The sequence below is a fragment of the Flavobacterium xanthum genome, assembly GCF_900142695.1.
Lineage (GTDB): Bacteria > Bacteroidota > Bacteroidia > Flavobacteriales > Flavobacteriaceae > Flavobacterium > Flavobacterium xanthum.
Genome location: NZ_FRBU01000014.1, coordinates 40562 through 59714 on the forward strand (window position 1 = coordinate 40562; position 19153 = coordinate 59714).

15 protein-coding genes are annotated in these 19153 nt (G+C 33.6%); 2 read left to right on the top strand and 13 right to left on the bottom strand.

Annotated elements, in window-relative coordinates:
- Nucleotides 1-90: 90 nt before the first annotated feature.
- The 3 genes from BUC11_RS07755 to aroC form a co-directional block, all read right to left on the bottom strand.
- A complete protein-coding gene (locus BUC11_RS07755; protein WP_073353084.1) occupies nt 91-2286 on the bottom strand; it encodes a response regulator in 2196 nt (731 codons plus the stop codon).
- 178 nt (nt 2287-2464) lie between these two features.
- Entirely contained in the window at nt 2465-3745 is a 1281-nt protein-coding gene (locus BUC11_RS07760; protein ID WP_073353085.1) for a dicarboxylate/amino acid:cation symporter, read from the bottom strand.
- 107 nt (nt 3746-3852) lie between these two features.
- Nucleotides 3853-4911 carry a chorismate synthase gene (gene aroC, locus BUC11_RS07765; protein ID WP_073353086.1) on the bottom strand — a complete coding sequence of 353 codons (1059 nt, stop codon included), beginning with the start codon at nt 4909-4911 and terminating at the stop codon, nt 3853-3855.
- 183 nt (nt 4912-5094) lie between these two features.
- Here aroC and BUC11_RS07770 point away from each other — a divergent pair, with 183 nt between their 5' ends.
- Both BUC11_RS07770 and BUC11_RS07775 read left to right on the top strand, forming a co-directional pair.
- Entirely contained in the window at nt 5095-5901 is an 807-nt protein-coding gene (locus tag BUC11_RS07770) for a UDP-2,3-diacylglucosamine diphosphatase (RefSeq protein WP_073353087.1), read from the top strand.
- A gap of 152 nt (nt 5902-6053) precedes the next feature.
- Entirely contained in the window at nt 6054-6566 is a 513-nt protein-coding gene (locus BUC11_RS07775) for a hypothetical protein (protein WP_066078750.1), read from the top strand.
- Between the two features lie 52 nt (nt 6567-6618).
- Here the strand turns inward: BUC11_RS07775 and BUC11_RS07780 are convergent, their stop codons facing one another.
- From BUC11_RS07780 to BUC11_RS07830, 10 genes are all read right to left on the bottom strand, one after another.
- The gene (locus tag BUC11_RS07780; RefSeq protein ID WP_073353121.1) at nt 6619-7047 is read right to left on the bottom strand and encodes a protease complex subunit PrcB family protein; all 429 of its coding nucleotides are present in this window, start codon (nt 7045-7047) and stop codon (nt 6619-6621) included.
- Nucleotides 7048-7125: 78 nt separating this feature from the next.
- The gene (bshA, locus tag BUC11_RS07785) at nt 7126-8259 is read right to left on the bottom strand and encodes an N-acetyl-alpha-D-glucosaminyl L-malate synthase BshA (RefSeq protein WP_073353088.1); all 1134 of its coding nucleotides are present in this window, start codon (nt 8257-8259) and stop codon (nt 7126-7128) included.
- Between the two features lie 77 nt (nt 8260-8336).
- A complete protein-coding gene (locus BUC11_RS07790) occupies nt 8337-10400 on the bottom strand; it encodes a heavy metal translocating P-type ATPase (RefSeq protein ID WP_073353089.1) in 2064 nt (687 codons plus the stop codon).
- Entirely contained in the window at nt 10387-11583 is a 1197-nt protein-coding gene (locus BUC11_RS07795) for an MFS transporter (RefSeq protein ID WP_245793811.1), read from the bottom strand. The genes BUC11_RS07790 and BUC11_RS07795 overlap by 14 nt, the downstream gene beginning before the upstream one ends.
- Nucleotides 11584-11790: 207 nt before the next feature.
- Nucleotides 11791-14787: a serine hydrolase domain-containing protein gene (locus BUC11_RS07805; protein ID WP_073353091.1), complete on the bottom strand. Its 2997-nt coding sequence runs from the start codon at nt 14785-14787 to the stop codon at nt 11791-11793.
- A 13-nt stretch (nt 14788-14800) separates the two neighbouring features.
- Nucleotides 14801-15283 (bottom strand): ABC transporter ATPase, encoded by a 483-nt coding sequence (locus BUC11_RS07810; RefSeq protein ID WP_073353092.1) that lies wholly within the window; start codon nt 15281-15283, stop codon nt 14801-14803.
- A gap of 38 nt (nt 15284-15321) precedes the next feature.
- A complete protein-coding gene (locus BUC11_RS07815) occupies nt 15322-15930 on the bottom strand; it encodes a hypothetical protein (RefSeq protein WP_139259442.1) in 609 nt (202 codons plus the stop codon).
- Between the two features lie 2 nt (nt 15931-15932).
- Nucleotides 15933-16724: a (Fe-S)-binding protein gene (locus BUC11_RS07820; protein WP_073353094.1), complete on the bottom strand. Its 792-nt coding sequence runs from the start codon at nt 16722-16724 to the stop codon at nt 15933-15935.
- A gap of 73 nt (nt 16725-16797) precedes the next feature.
- Nucleotides 16798-18132, bottom strand: a complete 1335-nt coding sequence (locus BUC11_RS07825; protein ID WP_073353095.1) for a 4Fe-4S dicluster domain-containing protein — start codon at nt 18130-18132, stop codon at nt 16798-16800.
- A gap of 5 nt (nt 18133-18137) precedes the next feature.
- A complete protein-coding gene (locus BUC11_RS07830) occupies nt 18138-19103 on the bottom strand; it encodes an MlaD family protein (RefSeq protein ID WP_073353096.1) in 966 nt (321 codons plus the stop codon).
- Between the last annotated feature and the right edge of the window lie 50 nt (nt 19104-19153).

Below are 19153 nucleotides of genomic sequence, written 5' to 3' on the forward strand. Positions count from 1 at the left end.
TTATAATCGTTAAACCTTAAAGCTGTTAAAATAGTTTAGGGTTTAGCGATTTTATGTTAGATGTAAATTGACAAAGTGATTTCTTAAGTTTTAATTAGTGGCTATCAAAATAGCTATAATTTTAAACAATTTGGCAGAATCAAATGGTTTAATAATGATGTCATTAATTCCCGCAGAAAGCGCCTCTTCTGTAATTTCAGATTTATCAAATGCGGTTAGTGCAACAATTGGAGTTACTATTCCTTTTAAACGAATTTTTCTAGTAGTTTCAAAACCATTTATCAATGGCATATTGATATCCATTAGTATAATATCAAAAAATTCTTTGTCCAAAATTTCTAGTGCTGCATAGCCATTATCAACAACACTGCACTTGTAGTTATTCTTTTCGATGGTCTTTTTAGTGACCAATTGATTAATGTGATTGTCCTCAACTACTAGGACATTTATCGTTTGTGGTGCCGTGATATCGACTTGAATATTATTGATGAGTTCAATTGTCTTCGCTGGATTATATTCAAAAGGAATCACAAATTTAAAAACTGTTCCCTGATCTAGGGCACTTTGAAGTGAAATTGTACTATTAAATAGACCCAATAATTGTTTTACTATAGAAAGACCAAGACCAGTTCCTTGATAATCAGTTTCTTTTCTTCCCACTTGAACAAATTTTTCAAAAATCTTTTCCTGATCCTCAGCCGCTATTCCTATGCCGTTATCTTCAATCTTAAACGCTATAAAATAAGATTTACCTTCTATTTTTTCTAATTTAACATGAATGGTTACTTTACCATTTCTAGTGAATTTCAATGCATTACTGACTAAATTCATAATGATTTGAGAAAGCCTTAATTTATCACCAATTAGATATTCCGGAATTGCAGCATCAATTTTAACTGCTATACTATTGTTGTTATTTTTAGCCAAAAATGAAAGTGAATTTTTGACCATATTAATTTCATCAGATATATTAAAAGTCAAATTTTCCAAAACAATTCTATTATCTTCAATCTTGTTAATTTGTAGAATATCGTTCACTAATGATAGTAAATATCTGGCGGAAAATTTAAGCGAACTCAAATGTGGACTGTTGGCTAATTCTTTGTGTTCGTCTAGCAACATATTTGTAATTCCTACTACTCCATATAAAGGGGTTCGCAATTCATGACTGATCGTTGAAACAAATTGTGACTTTAAAACAGAGGCTTCCTCTGCTTTTTCTTTCGCAATAATTAATGCTTCATTGGTCTTAGAAAGTGCCGCATTGGATTTTTTTCTGAAATTATTATTTTTGAATAAAGTATAAAGCAGCAATAGTAGCACCAAGGAAATTACCATAAATAGCACTACAATAGTTTTAGATTTTTCCATTATTTGAAGTTGAGCCTCCTTTTCAATTTCAAATTTATCAATTTCTCTTTTATACTCTTCTAATTGGATGTTTATTCCCGCTACATTAGCTTTATCCAGTTTTTCTGTGTTGTAGAGTTCTTCTGTAATTTCATTGTATTTCGAAAGGTTAACATAAGCCGCCTTGTAATCCCCTTTCTTCCATAAAAACTTCGAAAATTCTAAATGTGCAAAGGATAAATCTGACTTTTGACTCGATTGATTTCCATCCTTAATGGCATTTAAAAAAAAAGAAGTCGCTTTTTCATTGTTGCCCTGATGCGCATAGTACATTCCATTGAGCATATTTACGGCTGCAACATTTGATTTATTACCAAATTTTTCATTATGCGTATTGATAAATTCTAAATTTGGATATCCCTTTTCGAAATGGCCAACGTCAAAATAAGCCCAAGCAATATTAAGTTTAGTCATAAATATTTGACTACTGTCTGCTATTTTTTGACTGTATTTAAGCGTCTTTTCGTAGTAATTAATCCCTTTCAGATATTGCTTTTTTTCAAAACAATAGATGTTACCTAAGTTATTATTAATTTTATTTTTTAAAGTATCATTTGTGGATTTAGTAGCATAAAGCATGGCCTTGTTATAGAAAAAGATAGCTTTGTCAAATTCAGCGATTTCGGCATAATTTGCAGCAATCGTACTGTAAGAAATAGTTGTAGCGAAAAAATCATTAGCTTTAATTGATTTGTGCAGTGCTATTTTAGAAATCTCTAAGGATTTTTCGAAATTGGCCTCTTTTAAATAACGGGAAGCTTGATTCGTTAATTTTGTAATTTCATTATTGGAAAATGTCTTTGTCTGCGCTACTACACTATCGTTAAAAAAATTTATAATAAAGAGTGCGAACAAAACAATACGTATCTGATACATAACCAATTGAGTTTTATCAAATATACATTTTATTAATAAAAATAAATATAAAAACACTTCTTTTTACTTAAAATGAATAGTATAATTTTGAAATACGGAATTACTTTAGAATTTTTTAAATAAAAAAAACCTATTCTCCTCAGGGAATAGGTTTAGTATGTATTACTTCGTCAAGTTATTACTCAATAACAGCCGTTTCTGTTTCAGTATCACCTTCCCATTTTCCTACAACTGATGTTGCTAATGCGTTTCCTAAAACATTGGTTGCACTACGAAACATATCGCAAAAATGATCAATAGGTAGAATCAAAGCAATTCCTTCGATAGGTATGTCGAACATGCCACAGGTTGCGGCAACGACTACTAAGCTGGCTCTTGGAACTCCTGCAATCCCTTTACTGGTTAGCATCAAAACTAAAAGCATTGTCATTTGTGTTCCCAAATCTAAATCAATACCGTACGCTTGAGCAATAAATATACTGGCAAAAGTCATGTACATCATACTTCCGTCCAAGTTAAAAGAATAACCCAGGGGCAACATAAAAGAAACAATTCTGTCTTTGACGCCAAAGCGTTCTAACTCTTCCGTTAATTTTGGAAAAACAGCTTCGCTGCTAGTAGTTCCAAAAGCAATGATTAATGGACTAACTATTCTTTTCAGTAAAACGGTCATTCTACTTTTTAGAAAAATATAACCGACAATTATTAATACCACCCAAAGGGAGGAAATTCCAATTAAAAAGGAACCGAAAAACTTGAAATAAGTAATTGCTAATTCCTGAAAATCACGTACAGCAAAAACTCCTGCTATAGCTCCAAATACTCCAATTGGTGCAAACTTCATTACATAGTTAACCATTTTAAGGACAATATGAGATGTTTTCTCTAAAGCATTTGTAACTGGCTTTACATAATCTCCTAATGAAGCAGCTGCTAGACCAAAGAAAATGGAGAAAATTACAATTTGTAAAATTTCATTAGTAGCCAAGGCCTCAAAGATACTTTTGGGTACAATATGTTCAATAAAATTTTCAAAAGATATATTTTGTGTTTTAGCAGTTACTTCTGAAGCAGAGGCTAAATCGATACTTGGTAAATTAAGTCCAACTCCTGGTTTAAGGGTATTGACAAAAAACATACCTAACAACAAGGAAACAAACGAGGCGGTAAAAAACCAACCCATCGCCTTACCACCAATCCTTCCTACTGCTTTAATGTCTCCAAGCTTAGCAATTCCCACAACCAAAGTCGTAAAAACTAAAGGAGAAATAATCATTTGAACTAAACGAATAAAGATGGTTGCTAAGATGTTTATTTTTTTACTAAAGGCTTTTGCATCTTCTGGTGAAATCCAATTGTGTATGACAATACCCAAAATAGCACCTAAGACCATAGCTATTAATATTTGTCCTGTTAATCCTGCAAAAAAAGAAGGCTTCTTCGTTGTAATTGTATTCATTAAAAGTAGGTGTTAGTTTTAAATTAGCCCTTGTTGTAGTATTCTTTCTTACTTAAATCTTAGTAATAAAGGTTATTTCAAAATAGGGAAAAAGCTAAAAATTAGTATTAATATGTTTTGTTTATCAAATAAAAATCAGCTAGAACAATGGCAGCCATTGCCTCAACAATAGGAACAGCTCTTGGAACAACACAAGGATCATGACGTCCCTTTCCTGTCATCTCAGTAATATTCCCTTTATTGTCTAGCGATTCCTGTTTTTGCATGATTGTTGCCACAGGCTTAAAAGCTACACGAAAGTAGATATCCATCCCATTGCTGATACCACCTTGAATCCCCCCGGAAAGATTAGTCTTAGTGGATCCATCAGGATTATATAAATCGTTGTGTTCACTGCCCTTCATTTTAGCACCACAGAAGCCGCTTCCAAACTCGAATCCTTTTACTGCATTTATAGAGAGCATGGCTTTACCGAGTTCAGCATGGAGTTTGTCAAAAACTGGTTCTCCGAGTCCGATGGGTACATTTTGAATTACACACGTTACGGTTCCGCCTACTGTATCTCCTTGTTTCCTAATATCGCGAATATACTCTTCCATCACTACTGCCATTTCTGGATCAGGACACCGAACAGGATTATTCTCTGTCATTGAAAAGTCTAAATCTTGGTAAGGTTTTTCTAAAAAAATAGGACCTACAGAAGAAACGTAAGCATTAATTTTAATTTGCGGTAACATTTGTTTGGCAATTGCACCAGCAACTACTCTACTAGCAGTTTCACGCGCTGAACTACGTCCTCCACCACGGTAATCACGAACTCCATACTTTTGATCGTATACATAGTCAGCATGACTAGGCCTGTAATTGTCTTTGATGTGGGAATAATCATCAGATTTCTGATTGGTGTTGGGAATGATAAAACCTATTGGAGTTCCAGTAGATTTACCTTCAAAAATTCCAGAGAGGAATTGAACATCGTCTGGCTCTTTACGTTGCGTAACTATTGCCGATTGACCGGGCTTTCTTCTAGACATTTCGAATTGAATGGCTTCCAAATCTATTGTTATTCCCGGAGGACAACCGTCAATTATTCCGCCTAAAGCTTCACCATGAGATTCTCCAAAAGTTGTTATTCTAAATAGTGTTCCGTAGCTATTTCCTGCCATTATAATTAGTTTTGAACAAAAGTACCATTTTAGATTAAGGTTCAAAAGTTTAAAGTTTAAAGTTTTAAGAAACAATTCACATTTATTATTATAAAATTAATATTGTATTAGATTTCTTAACCTTTATTTCTATTTCATTTGCTAATAATTCGATTATTTTGGTAAACCTAAAATCCAAATGCCTTGAAAAAAAGAAAAGTAGAACTAGTGGTCCTTTCCGATGTACATTTGGGAACTTTTGGCAGCCATGCCGATGCACTTTACAATTATTTAGCAACCATTAAACCTAAAATTTTAGTACTAAATGGTGATATTATTGATATTTGGCAATTTAGAAAATCTTATTTTCCTCAGGCACATCTAAAAGTCATACAAAAAATAATCAGTTTTGCTTCAAAAGGAACTAAAGTCTATTATATAACTGGTAATCATGACGAAATGCTTCGAAAATTTAGTGACATGAGTATGGGTAATTTTGAATTACGTGACAAATTAGTATTGGATCTAGATGGCAAAAAAGCCTGGATCTTTCACGGTGATGTTTTTGATGCCTCGGTACAACATTCCAAATGGATTGCTAAATTGGGTGGCTTGGGCTACGACTATCTCATTCTTTTAAATCGTTTTGTTAATTGGTGTTTATTGAAAATAGGAAAAGAGCCCTACTCTTTTTCAAAGAAAATAAAGGCTAGTGTAAAGAAAGCGGTCAAACACATCTCTGATTTTGAGGAAACAGCTACCGATTTAGCAATCGAAAACAAATATGACTACGTAGTTTGCGGTCACATTCACGAACCTAAAATAATCAAAAAGGAAAATAAAAACGGCACTACACTTTACTTAAATTCAGGGGATTGGGTTGAAAACTTAACGGCATTAGAATACAATAAAAAACGCTGGAAATTATTTCATTATTCAGAAATGAATTATGTAGCAGAAGAAAATCTTTTTGAAATGGAAGACATATTAAGTTATCAAACATTTGTATAAGCCCAATTTCCAAAACAGAACATCAAACTGTATTGCTCTTTTTAAGCCAATTCCATTTATCAATAATGTGGTAATTATATAACTTTTCTATATAATTTTATAATCAATATCGTGAACTTAAGAGCTACATTTGTACCTATAAAAATTTACTTATGAAAAAAATTATTTTATCAGCAATAATGTTAATGGGATTAGCATTTACCGCACAAGCGCAGGATATTTCAAAAAATGCTATAGGTTTACGTTTTGGAAGCAACGGTGGATTTGGAACTGAAATTTCATACCAAAGAGGTTTATCTGATAACAACAGACTTGAATTAGATTTAGGTTGGAGAAGCAGAAAAGATTACAACAATGATAACTATGATGACAATGCTATCAAACTTACAGGTTTATACCAATGGGTATGGAATATTGAAGGTGGTTTCAACTGGTACGCAGGTATTGGTGGAGGTGTAGGAAGCTACAACAGAGACTATTATGATAACAGAGACTATAACAATGACGTTTTCGCATTTGCTGCTGGAGATATCGGTCTTGAATACAACTTTGATTTCCCATTATTAGTGTCTATCGATTTCAGACCTGAATTTGGTGGAAATGGAGGATACTACAAAAATAATTATGGTTCTGATGTAGCTTTAGCGCTTAGATATCAGTTCTAATATTAGTAGTTTTTTTATAAAAGGGGCTGTTCAAATTGAACAGCCCCTTTTTTTATTTAAATATAATTTCTTTTTTAGAATTTATTTTAACCACACAAAAAGGAGTAGTTACTGATTGTGTAACCATACTGCCTGTTTTAGGATTTGTTTCTTTAACAGTTACCACAATATTTTTATCGGTTTCCGTTACAGTCTCAATTCCTATAGCATATCCGCCCGTAGCCTTCTCGCCCATATTCAAAATAATAAAATTAGAGTTCTGAACCTCATTCGCACTAATCTTATGTTTTAAACTTTCATCATTTTGCAGCATTTTAATTTCATTTGGCTCAGAAAGTATCTCAAAAAAACGAATGCTTGCTCCACCATTTGTTTGCTGAGTCAAGACTTCGTATAATTTAGTTGCATCAGCACTTTTAACAGCTGTTGTACCGCAAGCAGCGAGCGTTAGGACAAACAGTGACAAAATTGTTTTTTTCATTATTCTTTTTTTACGGTTGAATCCAATATGTTTCTTAAAGCCCATGAACTATTACAGTCCCAACTAAATCAGTATATTTTATAAATATTTATTGATTGCTTTTTGATATAGGGCTTCGTACAGTGGTAAAATATTTTTAATATCAAATTGTTTTGCAACAGACAATGCATTTTCTTTAAAGGTTTGAAGAGTAGCATCCTCTTTTAAAATTTTTAAGGCATTTTGAGCCATCTCTTCTATATTTCCTACGTCACTTAAATAACCAGAAACACCTTCAAAATTAACTTCTGGCAAACCACCCGAATTACTTGAAATAACTGGAACCCTGCACGCCATAGCTTCAAGAGCGGCCAAACCAAAACTTTCTGTTTCTGAAGGAAGTAAAAACAAATCCGTCAGGCATAAAATTTTATCAATTTCATTGCTGTTTCCAAAGAAAATAACCTTGTCCAATATCCCTAATTCCTGGCATAAATATTCTGCCTTTTCCTTTTCAGGACCATCCCCTACCATCATTAACTTAGCTGGAATCTCTTTTTGAATATTATAAAAAATCTTAATCACATCAGGAATTCGTTTAACTTTTCTGAAATTACTGATATGAGTTATAATGCGCTCATCTTTCTTTGCCATAACGGAACGTTGACACGGAATACTGGGATCGTTTGTATTTTTGTCTAATTCTATAAAATTTGGAATAACCTCAATTTCATTTTTAATATTGAATAACTTAAGGGTATCATCTTTTAAACTTTGGGACACCGAAGTAACAAAATCTGATTTATTAATACTGAAAGTAACCGCTGGTTTATAAAACGGATGATTCCCTACTAAAGTAATATCAGTTCCATGCAAAGTCGTCACCATTGGGATATTTATTCCCTCATCTTTCAACATTTGTTTAGCCATATAACCGGCATAAGCATGCGGAATGGCATAATGTACATGAAGTAATTCGATTTTATAGAGTTTAACCATGTCCACTAATTTGCTTGAAAGAGCCAATTCATAGGGTTGATAATGGAATAAAGGATATTCAGGAACATTTACTTCATGGTAATAAACATTTGGGCTCAAAAGGGCTAAGCGTACAGGTTGACTGTACGTTATAAAATGAATTTCGTGGCCACGACGAGCCAATTCTAGTCCTAATTCTGTGGCGACAACACCACTACCTCCAAAGGTCGGATAACAAACTATTGCAATTTTCATGTATGTAATTTAATGAAACGAATTTAATAAAAATAGCAATGTGTTTTATGGAAATTTAAGTTAAATACTATCGGTAATTAAAACTTCATGCGCTGAATGCGTATGGCATTCAAAATTGCCAACAGGGCCACACCTACATCTGCAAAAACAGCCTCCCACATGGAGGCTAATCCACCTGCACCCAGAATCAACACGATTAATTTGACAGAAAAAGCCAACGTAATATTTTGCCAAACGATTTGCTTGGTTTTTCTTCCAATGTTGATTGCTGTGACAATTTTTGTCGGTTGGTCATTTTGAATCACTATATCAGCCGTTTCAATAGTAGCATCACTTCCCAGGCCGCCCATTGCGATTCCTACATCTGCAAGGGCAATAACTGGAGCATCATTTACTCCATCACCAACAAAAGCGACTTTAACCTGCTGCTGCAATAGTGCTTCTACTTTTTTCACTTTATCTTCTGGCAATAAACCTCCAAAAGCATCTTCAATATTCAATTCTTTGGCCACAGCAGTGACTACAACTTGATTATCGCCAGAGAGCACCATCGTTTTAATCTTAATTTTGTGTAAACCTTCGATAGCTGTTTTAGCATCCTCTTTAATCTCATCGGCTATAAGGAAATAACCGGCATATTTTTGGTTGATGGCTACAGCAATTGTCGTAAAAGGAATTCGATCCAATTCGGTATCATAATCAATTTTTAAATTTTTCAACAGCTTAGGACTGCCAATAGCTATTTCATTTCCATCAACAATACCTTTTAATCCAAGACCTGGAATTTCAGTTACTTCACTTACATTAGTATGAATGCTGTTTTCATTATTATTATTATTATTATTATTATTATTATTATTATTATTATGGGCAAATTCAATTATTGCGGAACCTACGGGGTGTGTACTTTTACCTTCAATAGCTGCAGTATAACGAACTAAATCAGTTTCATAAATTCCAACGGCAACTACTTTTTGAACTTTAAAAACACCTTTGGTCAAAGTCCCTGTTTTATCCATAACTACCACTTGAATGCCAGCCATCGTATCCAGAAAGGTAGCTCCTTTAAATAAAATTCCATTTTTACTTGCGGCCCCAATTCCGCCGAAATAACCTAAAGGAATAGAGATAACAAGTGCACACGGACAAGAAATAACCAAGAAAATCAAGGCTCGATACAACCAATCTGCAAAAATATAATCCGCTACAAATAGGATGGGCGTCAAACAAATGGCTATAGCAAGATAGACGACAATTGGCGTATATATTTTGGCAAACTTCCTGATAAATAATTCGGTTGATGCTTTTCTGGCAGTAGCCTCTTGAACCATTTCTAAAATTTTAGATAATTTACTATCCTTAAAATTGGTTGTTACCAATACAAGAGCAATGGAATTGAGATTAATCATTCCCGCAAGAATGACATCCCCTTTCAACTTAAAATCGGGTTTGCTTTCTCCAGTTAATGCGGCAGTATTAAAAGTAGCATTTGGGGAAAGTAATTTCCCATCTAGGGCCAATTTCTCTCCCGCTTTTAATTCTACTATTTCGCCAATAGCCACTTCAGATGCTTTTTTTAAAATCACTTTCTGTCCTTCTATAACACTAGCAAAATCGGGCCTTTGATCCAATAATGATTTGATATTAGATTTAGCTTTTTTTACCGCCAGCATTTGAAACAGTTCCCCTATTGCATAGAACAACATTACGGTAACTCCTTCTGCATATTGGCCAATTCCAAAAGCACCAACTGTAGCAATGCTCATTAGAAAAAATTCGGAAAAAACAGCTCCTTTTCTAATACTATCAAAAGCCTCTTTTAAAACAGGAAAACCTACAGGAAGGTAGGCAACGACATACCAAACAATCCGAATCCATCCCAAAAACCACGATTGAGAAAAAAAGTGATCTAGCGACAAAGCCAACAGTAAAAGCACAAAACTGATGATTGCAGGCAAAAAAAGCGTAAATAAACTTCCTGTTGAACTACCATGATCATGATCTTGCTCCGAATGATGCTCAGCATCACTATCTAACGTGCAACATCCGACACCTTCAATTGTGTTTTTAGAACTTGCTTTTTGTTTGGAGACAGCGCAAACCTCTTTATTGTGCACTACCTCTTTTTTAGATTTTTTCATTTTTAATAATTTTGTCTTTCAGAAAAAAAGAAAAGTAAATAACAACTAAAACGGTAGCAATCCCTGTAGTTAAAAATGTAGCTTGGGCTCCAAACCGGTACCAAATTAATCCAGCAAGCGAACTTGCTATCAAAGCACCTATACTTTGAAATCCAGAGTATGTTCCAATGGCCGTAGCAGTATCTTTAGTATCACAAATGGTGCTAATCCATGCTTTTGATATTCCCTCAGTTGCTGCAGCATAAATACCATATAAAAAAAAGAACAACGCAATCAAATAAATGTTTGCACTAAAAGCCATTCCAAAATAAACGATGGCAAATAAAGAAAGTCCAACTATAAACATCTTCTTTAAACCTATTTTGTCCGCTAAAATTCCAATAGGTAATGCTACAGTCGCATAAACTAAATTATAAAAGATATAAATTCCAATTACGTAGGAATCATTTAATCCTGCTTGTTTTGCCTTTAATAATAAAAAGATATCAGAACTATTAAAAACCGCAAATGCCAATAAGCCTACTACTACTTTTCTATATTCGCGTGGACTTGAATGCCAATAACTCAGAAAGGAGAAAAACGAGAATCCTTTTTTTTCAGTGGGGAGATTCTTTGATTTATCTTTTAGCAACAAAGAAACCAAAACCGCAATGACACCAGGAAGAAATGCAAAATAAAAAAGTGTTTGATACTGTTGCGGATAATAATAAAGATAGGTTAAGGCAATCAACGGTCCTAAAACAGCACCAAAGGTATCCATTGCCCTATGAAAACCAAAAACTTTTCCTTTGGTCTCCGGTGTAGCCTCCTCCGATAAAATAGCATCTCTTGCTCCTGTGCGAATTCCTTTTCCAAAACGATCAATCGATCTTGCAAAAAAGATCCAAAGTGGAAAAACAAATACTGCCATCATTGGTTTTGAAATGGCACTCAAAGCATAACCAACTTGCACAAAGGGAACTCTTTTGCCTGAACGATCCGATAACTTGCCAAAATACCCTTTGCTTAATCCTGCCAATGCCTCGGCAAATCCCTCCAAAACCCCTATTAATACGATGGAGAAACCTATTGTTTTAAGATAAATGGGCATTATAGGATAGAGCATTTCACTAGCAGCGTCTGTAAACAAACTGACTAAAGAAAGTATCCAAACAGATTTTGAAATGTTTTTTACTATTTTCACTTGGAACTATTTTGCTTTTGATAATGTAGTCACCAATACAATTAGAAAGGCTCTTTGGGAGTACTATCAAATATACAATAAATCAGTGTTTCATTCTAAAATAGAATTTTTAATACAACGAGCAGTATCAATTTTTATAATGGTATCGCAACTAAAACTATTTTAAGAAATCCTATTTAGACAAGAAATTTTTACTAAAACAATAATTTAATTCTTGATAGCTTCATAAATTATTTTTTGGATATCTTCTCTTATGTTTGCTTTAGATAATCTATTCTCATTAGCAATTGGATACGTTCTATTCGATAAAAACACATAAACAATTTGCGTTTCAGGATCTGCCCAAGCCATCGTTCCAGTATAACCAGTATGTCCAAAACTAGTCATCGAAGCGCACCCACAAGTTGGACCTTCAATTCCCAGCTGAGGCTTATCAAAACCTACCCCTCTTCTATTCCCCACAGCACAAAAATAACAAGTATTGAAATCTTCAAATGTCTTTTCGGAAAAATAGCGTTGATTGCCATAACTTCCTTTTTGCAGGTACAGTTCCATTATTTTAGCCACATCCATAGCATTCGAAAAAATCCCAGCATGCCCTGAAACTCCTCCTTCTAGTGCAGCGGACAAATCATTTACATAACCTTGCAACAGTTGACGACGAAAATAAGTATCTGTTTCTGTTGGAGGAATTCTGTTTTTATCAAATTTAGTTAAAGGATTAAAACTAGAATTGTTCATCCCTAGGGAGCGATAGAAATTCTCTTGAATCAAAACATCTAATGTTTTACCGGTAGTTTTCTCTAAATAATCTTTTAAAATCATAAAAGTCAGATCACTGTATTTGTATTCTTTTTTTGATAAAATTTTACTTTTAACGATCATTTCCATTATTGTATCGCTAAAATCATTTCTTATAAAAAGACTGTCCCCCAATTGCTTCGAAAACTGATCTTCAGACTTTTTCCTAAAATAGATCTCCGAAGGCAATTTTGATTTATCCATTGTAGCCTTGTAAAATGGAATTCCAGCGGGTAAACCTGCATAGTGAGATAATAAATCCTTGAAATTAATATTTTGTTTGTTGGAGTCTTTAAAAATAGGAGACATAGCTCCTAATGTTGTTTCTAAATTTATTTTTTGCTGATCGTATTGTAGCATCACATTAGGCAATGTAGCTAAAATTTTTGTCAAAGAAGCGACATCATAAATATCAGAATTTTGAACCTTAATTGTTTTATCATACGTATGATACCCAAATGATTTTTGGTAAATAACCTTCCCATTTCTGGCCACTAGCACCTGAATTCCAGGAGTCATTTTAGCATTAATTGCTTTAGCAGCAATACCATCAATTTTTGTTAAAATTTCAGAATCCATACCCACATTTTCAGCCGAAGTAAATCCCAATCGATTTAATTTATCAGTAGATAGGCCATCATTTACTTTAAAACTAGTGTTTATAGAAACAGGTAATTTCCCTTTTGCTTCAATCGCACCAAAAATTAGTTCGGCCGAAACTACCTGAGCAATAGCACTATTTTGATACGAAACCACCAACCCTTCTATATTTTGATAATTGGTAATGGGCAAGAGCGCGTAGGGTTTACCAAAAATATCAAGAATCACATTATTGTTCTGGGCTAAAAATGCAATCTTTGCTATCTCATCTGCTCTCATATCATCATTTCTAAAAGCTACATCTGATTTATGATAACCAATGATGACGGTGGTAAAGGAAGCTAATTTAGCTTGTAAACTATCTAGATTAGCATCTGCTATTACAGTAACTTCTGCATATTTTTTAAGGGTAGCAACAAACGCATCATTATTGTCATCTCCAATTTTTACGTAAGCAATTTTTTGTAGGTCCAAATTCTTAATGGGTAAAACGGCTGCTGTATTTTTTAGTACCGTAATAGCATTCTCATATAATTGATAGTGCAAGGCCTCATTTTCAACTGAATTTAACTCCTTGTACAAATTATCCGTTTCAATCGCTTTGTACGAGTTGAGTTCTGCTTTATATTTGAATTTTAATATTTTCTTTACAGAAAAAGCCAATCGTTCCGCAGTAAATAAATTAAGTGAATAAGCAAGTGTAAATTTTTCGATTGCAGCAGGAACATTCTCTGGAAATAGCAACACGTCATTCCCGGCCATAAAAGCTTCGAAATTGATTTCACTGGGTAACTTAAAATCACTCACACTTTTCATATTTAAAGCATCAGTAAAAATAAGTCCTTTGAAACCCAATTCATTTTGCAGAATATTAGTAACTACATTGTAAGAAATAGAAGAGGGATAATTAGTTCTACTCTCTAAACTAGGAACGTTTAAATGCGCCACCATAACCGAAGAAAGTCCTTCATGAAACATTTTTTTATAAGGATAAAACTCTACATCTTGTAACCTTTCTTTTGAGGAATTTATAGTGGGCAATCCCTTGTGAGAATCCATTGCAGTATCGCCATGTCCTGGAAAATGTTTTCCCGTTGAATAAACGCCCTGACTTTGGACCCCTTTCATTAAGGCAATCGCATGTTCCGTCACTTTGAACTTATCTTCCCCAAACGAACGAAAACCAATAATAGGATTTTTTGGATTTGAATTAATATCTAAAACAGGAGCAAAATTAAAATGCAGTCCCATCCGTTTACTTTGCTGTCCTAATTGGACGCCCAGCTTTTCTATTAATTTCATGTCTTGAATGGCTCCAAGTGTCATGTTCCAAGGATAAGTATAAGTTGAATCCAGTCGCATTCCCAAACCCCATTCGGCATCGCTACCAATAAATAAAGGGACCTTTGATTTTGATTGAAACCGATTGGACAATTTTGCTTGGCGAACTGGCCCTCCTTGAAAGAATATTAAACCTCCTATTTTGTAATCTATAATTAGTTGGTCAATACTTTTAATGTGGGCTGAATCTTTATTAGAATAAGCAGCAACCATAAATAGTTGACCAAATTTTTCCTCTAAAGTCATGGAATTGTAGACACTATCTACCCATTTATTTCCTTCTGGTTGTAAATCGAATAGTATTGGAGTATTCGTTATAGCCAAACTATCAAGATTTTGAACTTTGACAGGAACGTTGGTTAAAATTACTTTATTTTTATTAATTTTTGTACCAACACAACTTGCAGCAACAAAAAGAAATAAGACATAAGTAAAAAGAATTTTGATGCTTATTTTTTTCATTGGAATGTTTTGTTTAAAAAAAGCGACTGTGCCAGCTATCAATGGCAGCAACTTCCCACGATTCATTAAATTCTTCTATATTGTTAACCAAATTATTGAAAACGATAGTATTCTCTGTAACGGCTTTATCTTTGACCATTTTCTTGAAGTCGATTAGAGGCTTATGGGCAATATGTTCTCCTAATTTAAAAGTGACATTCATTTTATCTAATAAATCCACTGAATATTTTTGTTCTAAACTTTGGATAAATTCTACAGAGGAATCGATAGAACATCCTGTTGCAGCTTGAACGTCCTGATTTACGGCTATAATAATAAATCGATTGTATTTTAATTGGTAAGAAGACTCTAAACTAGTGCCATGCGCAGCCCAACCTTCAAGAAAGGATTGTAAAGCTGTTTCTATTTCAGAAAATTCAGCATCTGAAAATTTTCTATTCGATTGGTAGATCCAGATTTTAGACTCTTCGGGTAAATTTTCAAATGGAATGTACATAATGGTATTTATTTGCTAGATTTTTAAAAATCAAAACGTTATATTTTTTCTAGATTAGTTATAATTTTAAAATATCTAAATTCTTTGTTTTGTGGATCAAAGAGTTCAATTTCAGTATAACTCACCTTTATTTTATCTTTTTTATTGATCTCCTTATTCGTTAATAAAGAGGCTGTTTCAAAGTAATCTAATAAAAGAAAACTAAAATTTCTTCCATTTTTATCTTTTACCTGAATAGACATGAACTGTTCCGATTTTATTTCGATCACTTCCCCTTCAACAAAATAGCTTTCTTTTTCTGCGTCATTGGAATCATCATCTTCAATAGATCTTCTGCCCATTTCCATTATAATTTCTGGACAACTCACCATCATTTTCATTGCTACTTTCTCTCCTAAGCCACGCATTCCCTCTTCATCATCAAAACTGATTTTATCTTTCGGATCAAATTCTGACGCATGAACAGAATAACTTTGAATCATGCATAGTCCAACTTGGGTTTGCATCTCTTTTTTATTCATCTCTGAATAATTTATTTTTTTAGCTTCTAAACAAGCGCAAGTTTCTTTTCCAATCACATCATAGACGTCTTGAGCATATGAAAAAGAAGAACAAAGAACCAACATTATAAAATATAATTTCCTCATTGTTACAAATCCTGCGCATTAGCAATCAGTTCTGCAATATCCATAACTTTTACTTCGCCTTCCTTTTCTTTATTTTTAATTCCATCAGTCATCATGGTATTACAAAAAGGACAACCAGCAGCAATAATTTCTGGTTTTGTTTCTAAAGCATCTTCTGTTCTTTCAATGTTAACCTCTTTATTTCCGGGTTCAGCATCTTTAAACATTTGAGCACCACCTGCGCCACAACACAGTCCGTTAGCTTTAGAGCGCTTCATTTCCACTAATTCAGCATCCAATTTAAGGACCAATTCCCTTGGAGCTTCATAAACATTATTGGCTCTCCCTAAATAGCAAGGATCATGAAATGTAATACGTTTCCCTTTGAATTGTCCTCCCTCAATTGTTAGTCTTCCATCATCTAACAATGATTTTAAAAACTCAGTGTGATGCACTACTTCATATTTTCCACCTAATTCAGGGTATTCGTTTTTAAGAGTATTAAAACAATGAGGACAAGCGGTAACAATTTTTTTTGCTTCATAAGCATTTAAAACCTCGATATTCATCATGGCTTGCATTTGGAATAAAAATTCATTCCCAGCTCGTTTAGCAGGATCTCCAGTACAGCTTTCTTCAGTACCTAAGACTGCAAAAGGAACATTGGCCCGATTCAAAATACGAACAAATGCCTTTGTTATTTTTTTTGCTCTATCATCAAAACTTCCTGCACATCCTACCCAAAACAAAACTTCTGGTTGTTTCCCTTGAGCTAACATTTCGGCCATTGTTGGCACTATTAAATTCTCTGACATAACTTTTATTTTTTTTTCAAACGGTCAAAAAACACCTATTTGTAAGTATTGTTAAATTCTGCTTAGTACAAAATTAATTTTCGTTTTTCCAATTCAATCTATCTTGCTGATTGTATTGCCATGGTGCTCCATTATTTTCAATATTGGTCATCATTGCATTGACAGGCATTGGAGCTGCGCTTTGTTCCATTACTAGATAGCGTCTCATATCCATAATAATTGAAAGTGGACTGATATTTACGGGACATTCTTCCACGCAAGCATTACATGATGTGCATGCCCATAGCTCTTCTGCTGTGATATAATCGTTTAATAAGGTTTTGTTATCAGGAATAAAAATACCCTTATTGGCATCTATATTTCTTCCTACTTCCTCCATTCTATCTCTTGTGTCCATCATGATTTTGCGAGGAGACAATTTTTTCCCTGTTATATTGGCGGGACAGGAAGAGGTGCATCGACCACATTCTGTACACGTATACGCATTCAACAATTGAACCCAATTTAAATCCTGAATATCACTAGCGCCAAATTTACTTGGTACAGCATTTTCATCAACTGGCGCTGCTGCAAATGGATCTGCGGTAGGGTCCATCATTAGTTTTACTTCTTTAGTAACGGATTCTAAATTATCAAATTTTCCTTGTGGATTTAAATCAGCAAAATAAGTGTTAGGAAACGCTAAAAGGATATGTAAATGCTTAGAAAAATACAAGTAATTCATAAAAATTAAAATACCCGTAATATGCAACCACCAAAATATTTCAGAAAGTAGCATGACTAATTCATTAGACATTCCATTAAAAATTGGTTCAATAAATTGACTTATAGGAAACGAACCCGCTTTTATAAAATGAGAAAAACCTCCAGGTACATTCTGTAAATGCAAATCAGAAGCATTCATTAATAAGAACAATGTCATTAATACTACCTCAAAATACAAGATGTAATTTCCATCATTTTTAGGCCAACCTTTTAAGTCTGAACTTACAAATCGTTTTAGTTTGATTGCATTTCTACGACTCCAAAAAGCAAAAACAGCCACTAAAACTAAAAATGCCAAAATTTCAAAAGAAGCAATTAGTACATCATACGTAGTTCCTATAAAGGCAAAAACGCGGTGCGTACCAAAAAGTCCATCGATTATGATTTCTAGCAACTCTATATTAATAACCACAAATCCCACATAAACAATAATATGCAGAATTCCTGCAACAGGGCGTTTGACCATTTTTGATTGACCCAGAGCAATCATAGCCATGTTAGTCCAACGTGCTTTTGGATTATCTGAACGATTTACGTCCGTTCCTAGATTAATATTTCTTCTGATTTTTTTGACGCTTGTAAAAAAATATCCGAAACCAATTACCAATAGTATGGCAAATAAAATGTTGTCTAAGTAGCTCATATTTACTATTTTTTTTCTACGGAAATAGAATCATTTTCAGGACCGACGTACGGTTTATTTTTTTTACCAAAGACAGAGATGTTGACATATCGTGTTGGATAAAGTCTTATATCTTGCAATAACAATTCCAATTCTTTGGTGGAAGTTTTAACATTTTGATAGAACGCATCATCATTCAATAATTTCCCCATTGAACCTTTACCGGACTCTAATCCAGTCACAATACCATCTACTCTTGCTAAAGTTGCATTCAAATTTTTAACGGTTTTACCCAAATCAGCTTTATCAAGTGAGTCTGAAATTTTTGAGAAATTCCCAGATATTTTATTAAAATTGGTAACCACACCATTTATTTGAGTTTTATTAGTGTTCAATAAATCATTAACACTCATAGAAACTTTATGGAATTGTTCAATAGTTTTACTCAATTCAGCCAAAGTAAGTTTTAAATCCTGTTGCCCTTTTGGATCTAATACGTTATTTAAACCTGAAATTAATACTTCCGTGCTTCCCAATAACTTTTCTAATTTTTCCTGAAGCGGTGCTAATTGATCTCCTACTTTATCGGTAAGTCCCATTTTGACTCCAGCTTGCAGTTTTTGGCCATCAACAGCTAAGGTTTTATCTTTAAAATTTGGAATAATTGCAATTTGTTTTCCTCCTATAAATCCAGGCTCATATATGGAAGCGATACTTGTTTTTGAAATTGGAAAATCCGTTTTCAATTGCAATTCTACTAATAATTGACCGGTACCTTCAATTATTGATATTTTACTCACTTTACCTATAACTAAACCGTTTAGCGTAACTGGTGCTGATGTAGCCAGACCTTCGACGGTTTTATATTCTACGTAAAATGTTTTGTAATTAATAAAAAGGTCTCTGCCTTTCAAAAAACTGTAGCCCCAAATAAATAATAATATAGAAGCAATTACTAAAATAGCAGTTTTAATTTCTCGTGTGATTTTCAAAATTTAAGTATTTTTTACAAATTTAATATAAAATATTTGACTTGTTGTTA

Bases quoted from the DNA above. Each gene is read 5' to 3' on its own strand.
- BUC11_RS07815 (WP_139259442.1), bottom strand. From the start codon at position 15,930: ATGAGGAAATTATATTTTATAATGTTGGTTCTTTGTTCTTCTTTTTCA.
- BUC11_RS07780 (WP_073353121.1), bottom strand. From the start codon at position 7,047: ATGAAAAAAACAATTTTGTCACTGTTTGTCCTAACGCTCGCTGCTTGC.
- bshA (WP_073353088.1), bottom strand. From the start codon at position 8,259: ATGAAAATTGCAATAGTTTGTTATCCGACCTTTGGAGGTAGTGGTGTT.
- BUC11_RS07805 (WP_073353091.1), bottom strand. From the start codon at position 14,787: ATGAAAAAAATAAGCATCAAAATTCTTTTTACTTATGTCTTATTTCTT.
- BUC11_RS07760 (WP_073353085.1), bottom strand. From the start codon at position 3,745: ATGAATACAATTACAACGAAGAAGCCTTCTTTTTTTGCAGGATTAACA.
- BUC11_RS07790 (WP_073353089.1), bottom strand. From the start codon at position 10,400: ATGAAAAAATCTAAAAAAGAGGTAGTGCACAATAAAGAGGTTTGCGCT.
- BUC11_RS07825 (WP_073353095.1), bottom strand. From the start codon at position 18,132: ATGAGCTACTTAGACAACATTTTATTTGCCATACTATTGGTAATTGGT.
- BUC11_RS07820 (WP_073353094.1), bottom strand. From the start codon at position 16,724: ATGTCAGAGAATTTAATAGTGCCAACAATGGCCGAAATGTTAGCTCAA.
- BUC11_RS07775 (WP_066078750.1), top strand. From the start codon at position 6,054: ATGAAAAAAATTATTTTATCAGCAATAATGTTAATGGGATTAGCATTT.
- aroC (WP_073353086.1), bottom strand. From the start codon at position 4,911: ATGGCAGGAAATAGCTACGGAACACTATTTAGAATAACAACTTTTGGA.
- BUC11_RS07810 (WP_073353092.1), bottom strand. From the start codon at position 15,283: ATGTACATTCCATTTGAAAATTTACCCGAAGAGTCTAAAATCTGGATC.
- BUC11_RS07755 (WP_073353084.1), bottom strand. From the start codon at position 2,286: ATGTATCAGATACGTATTGTTTTGTTCGCACTCTTTATTATAAATTTT.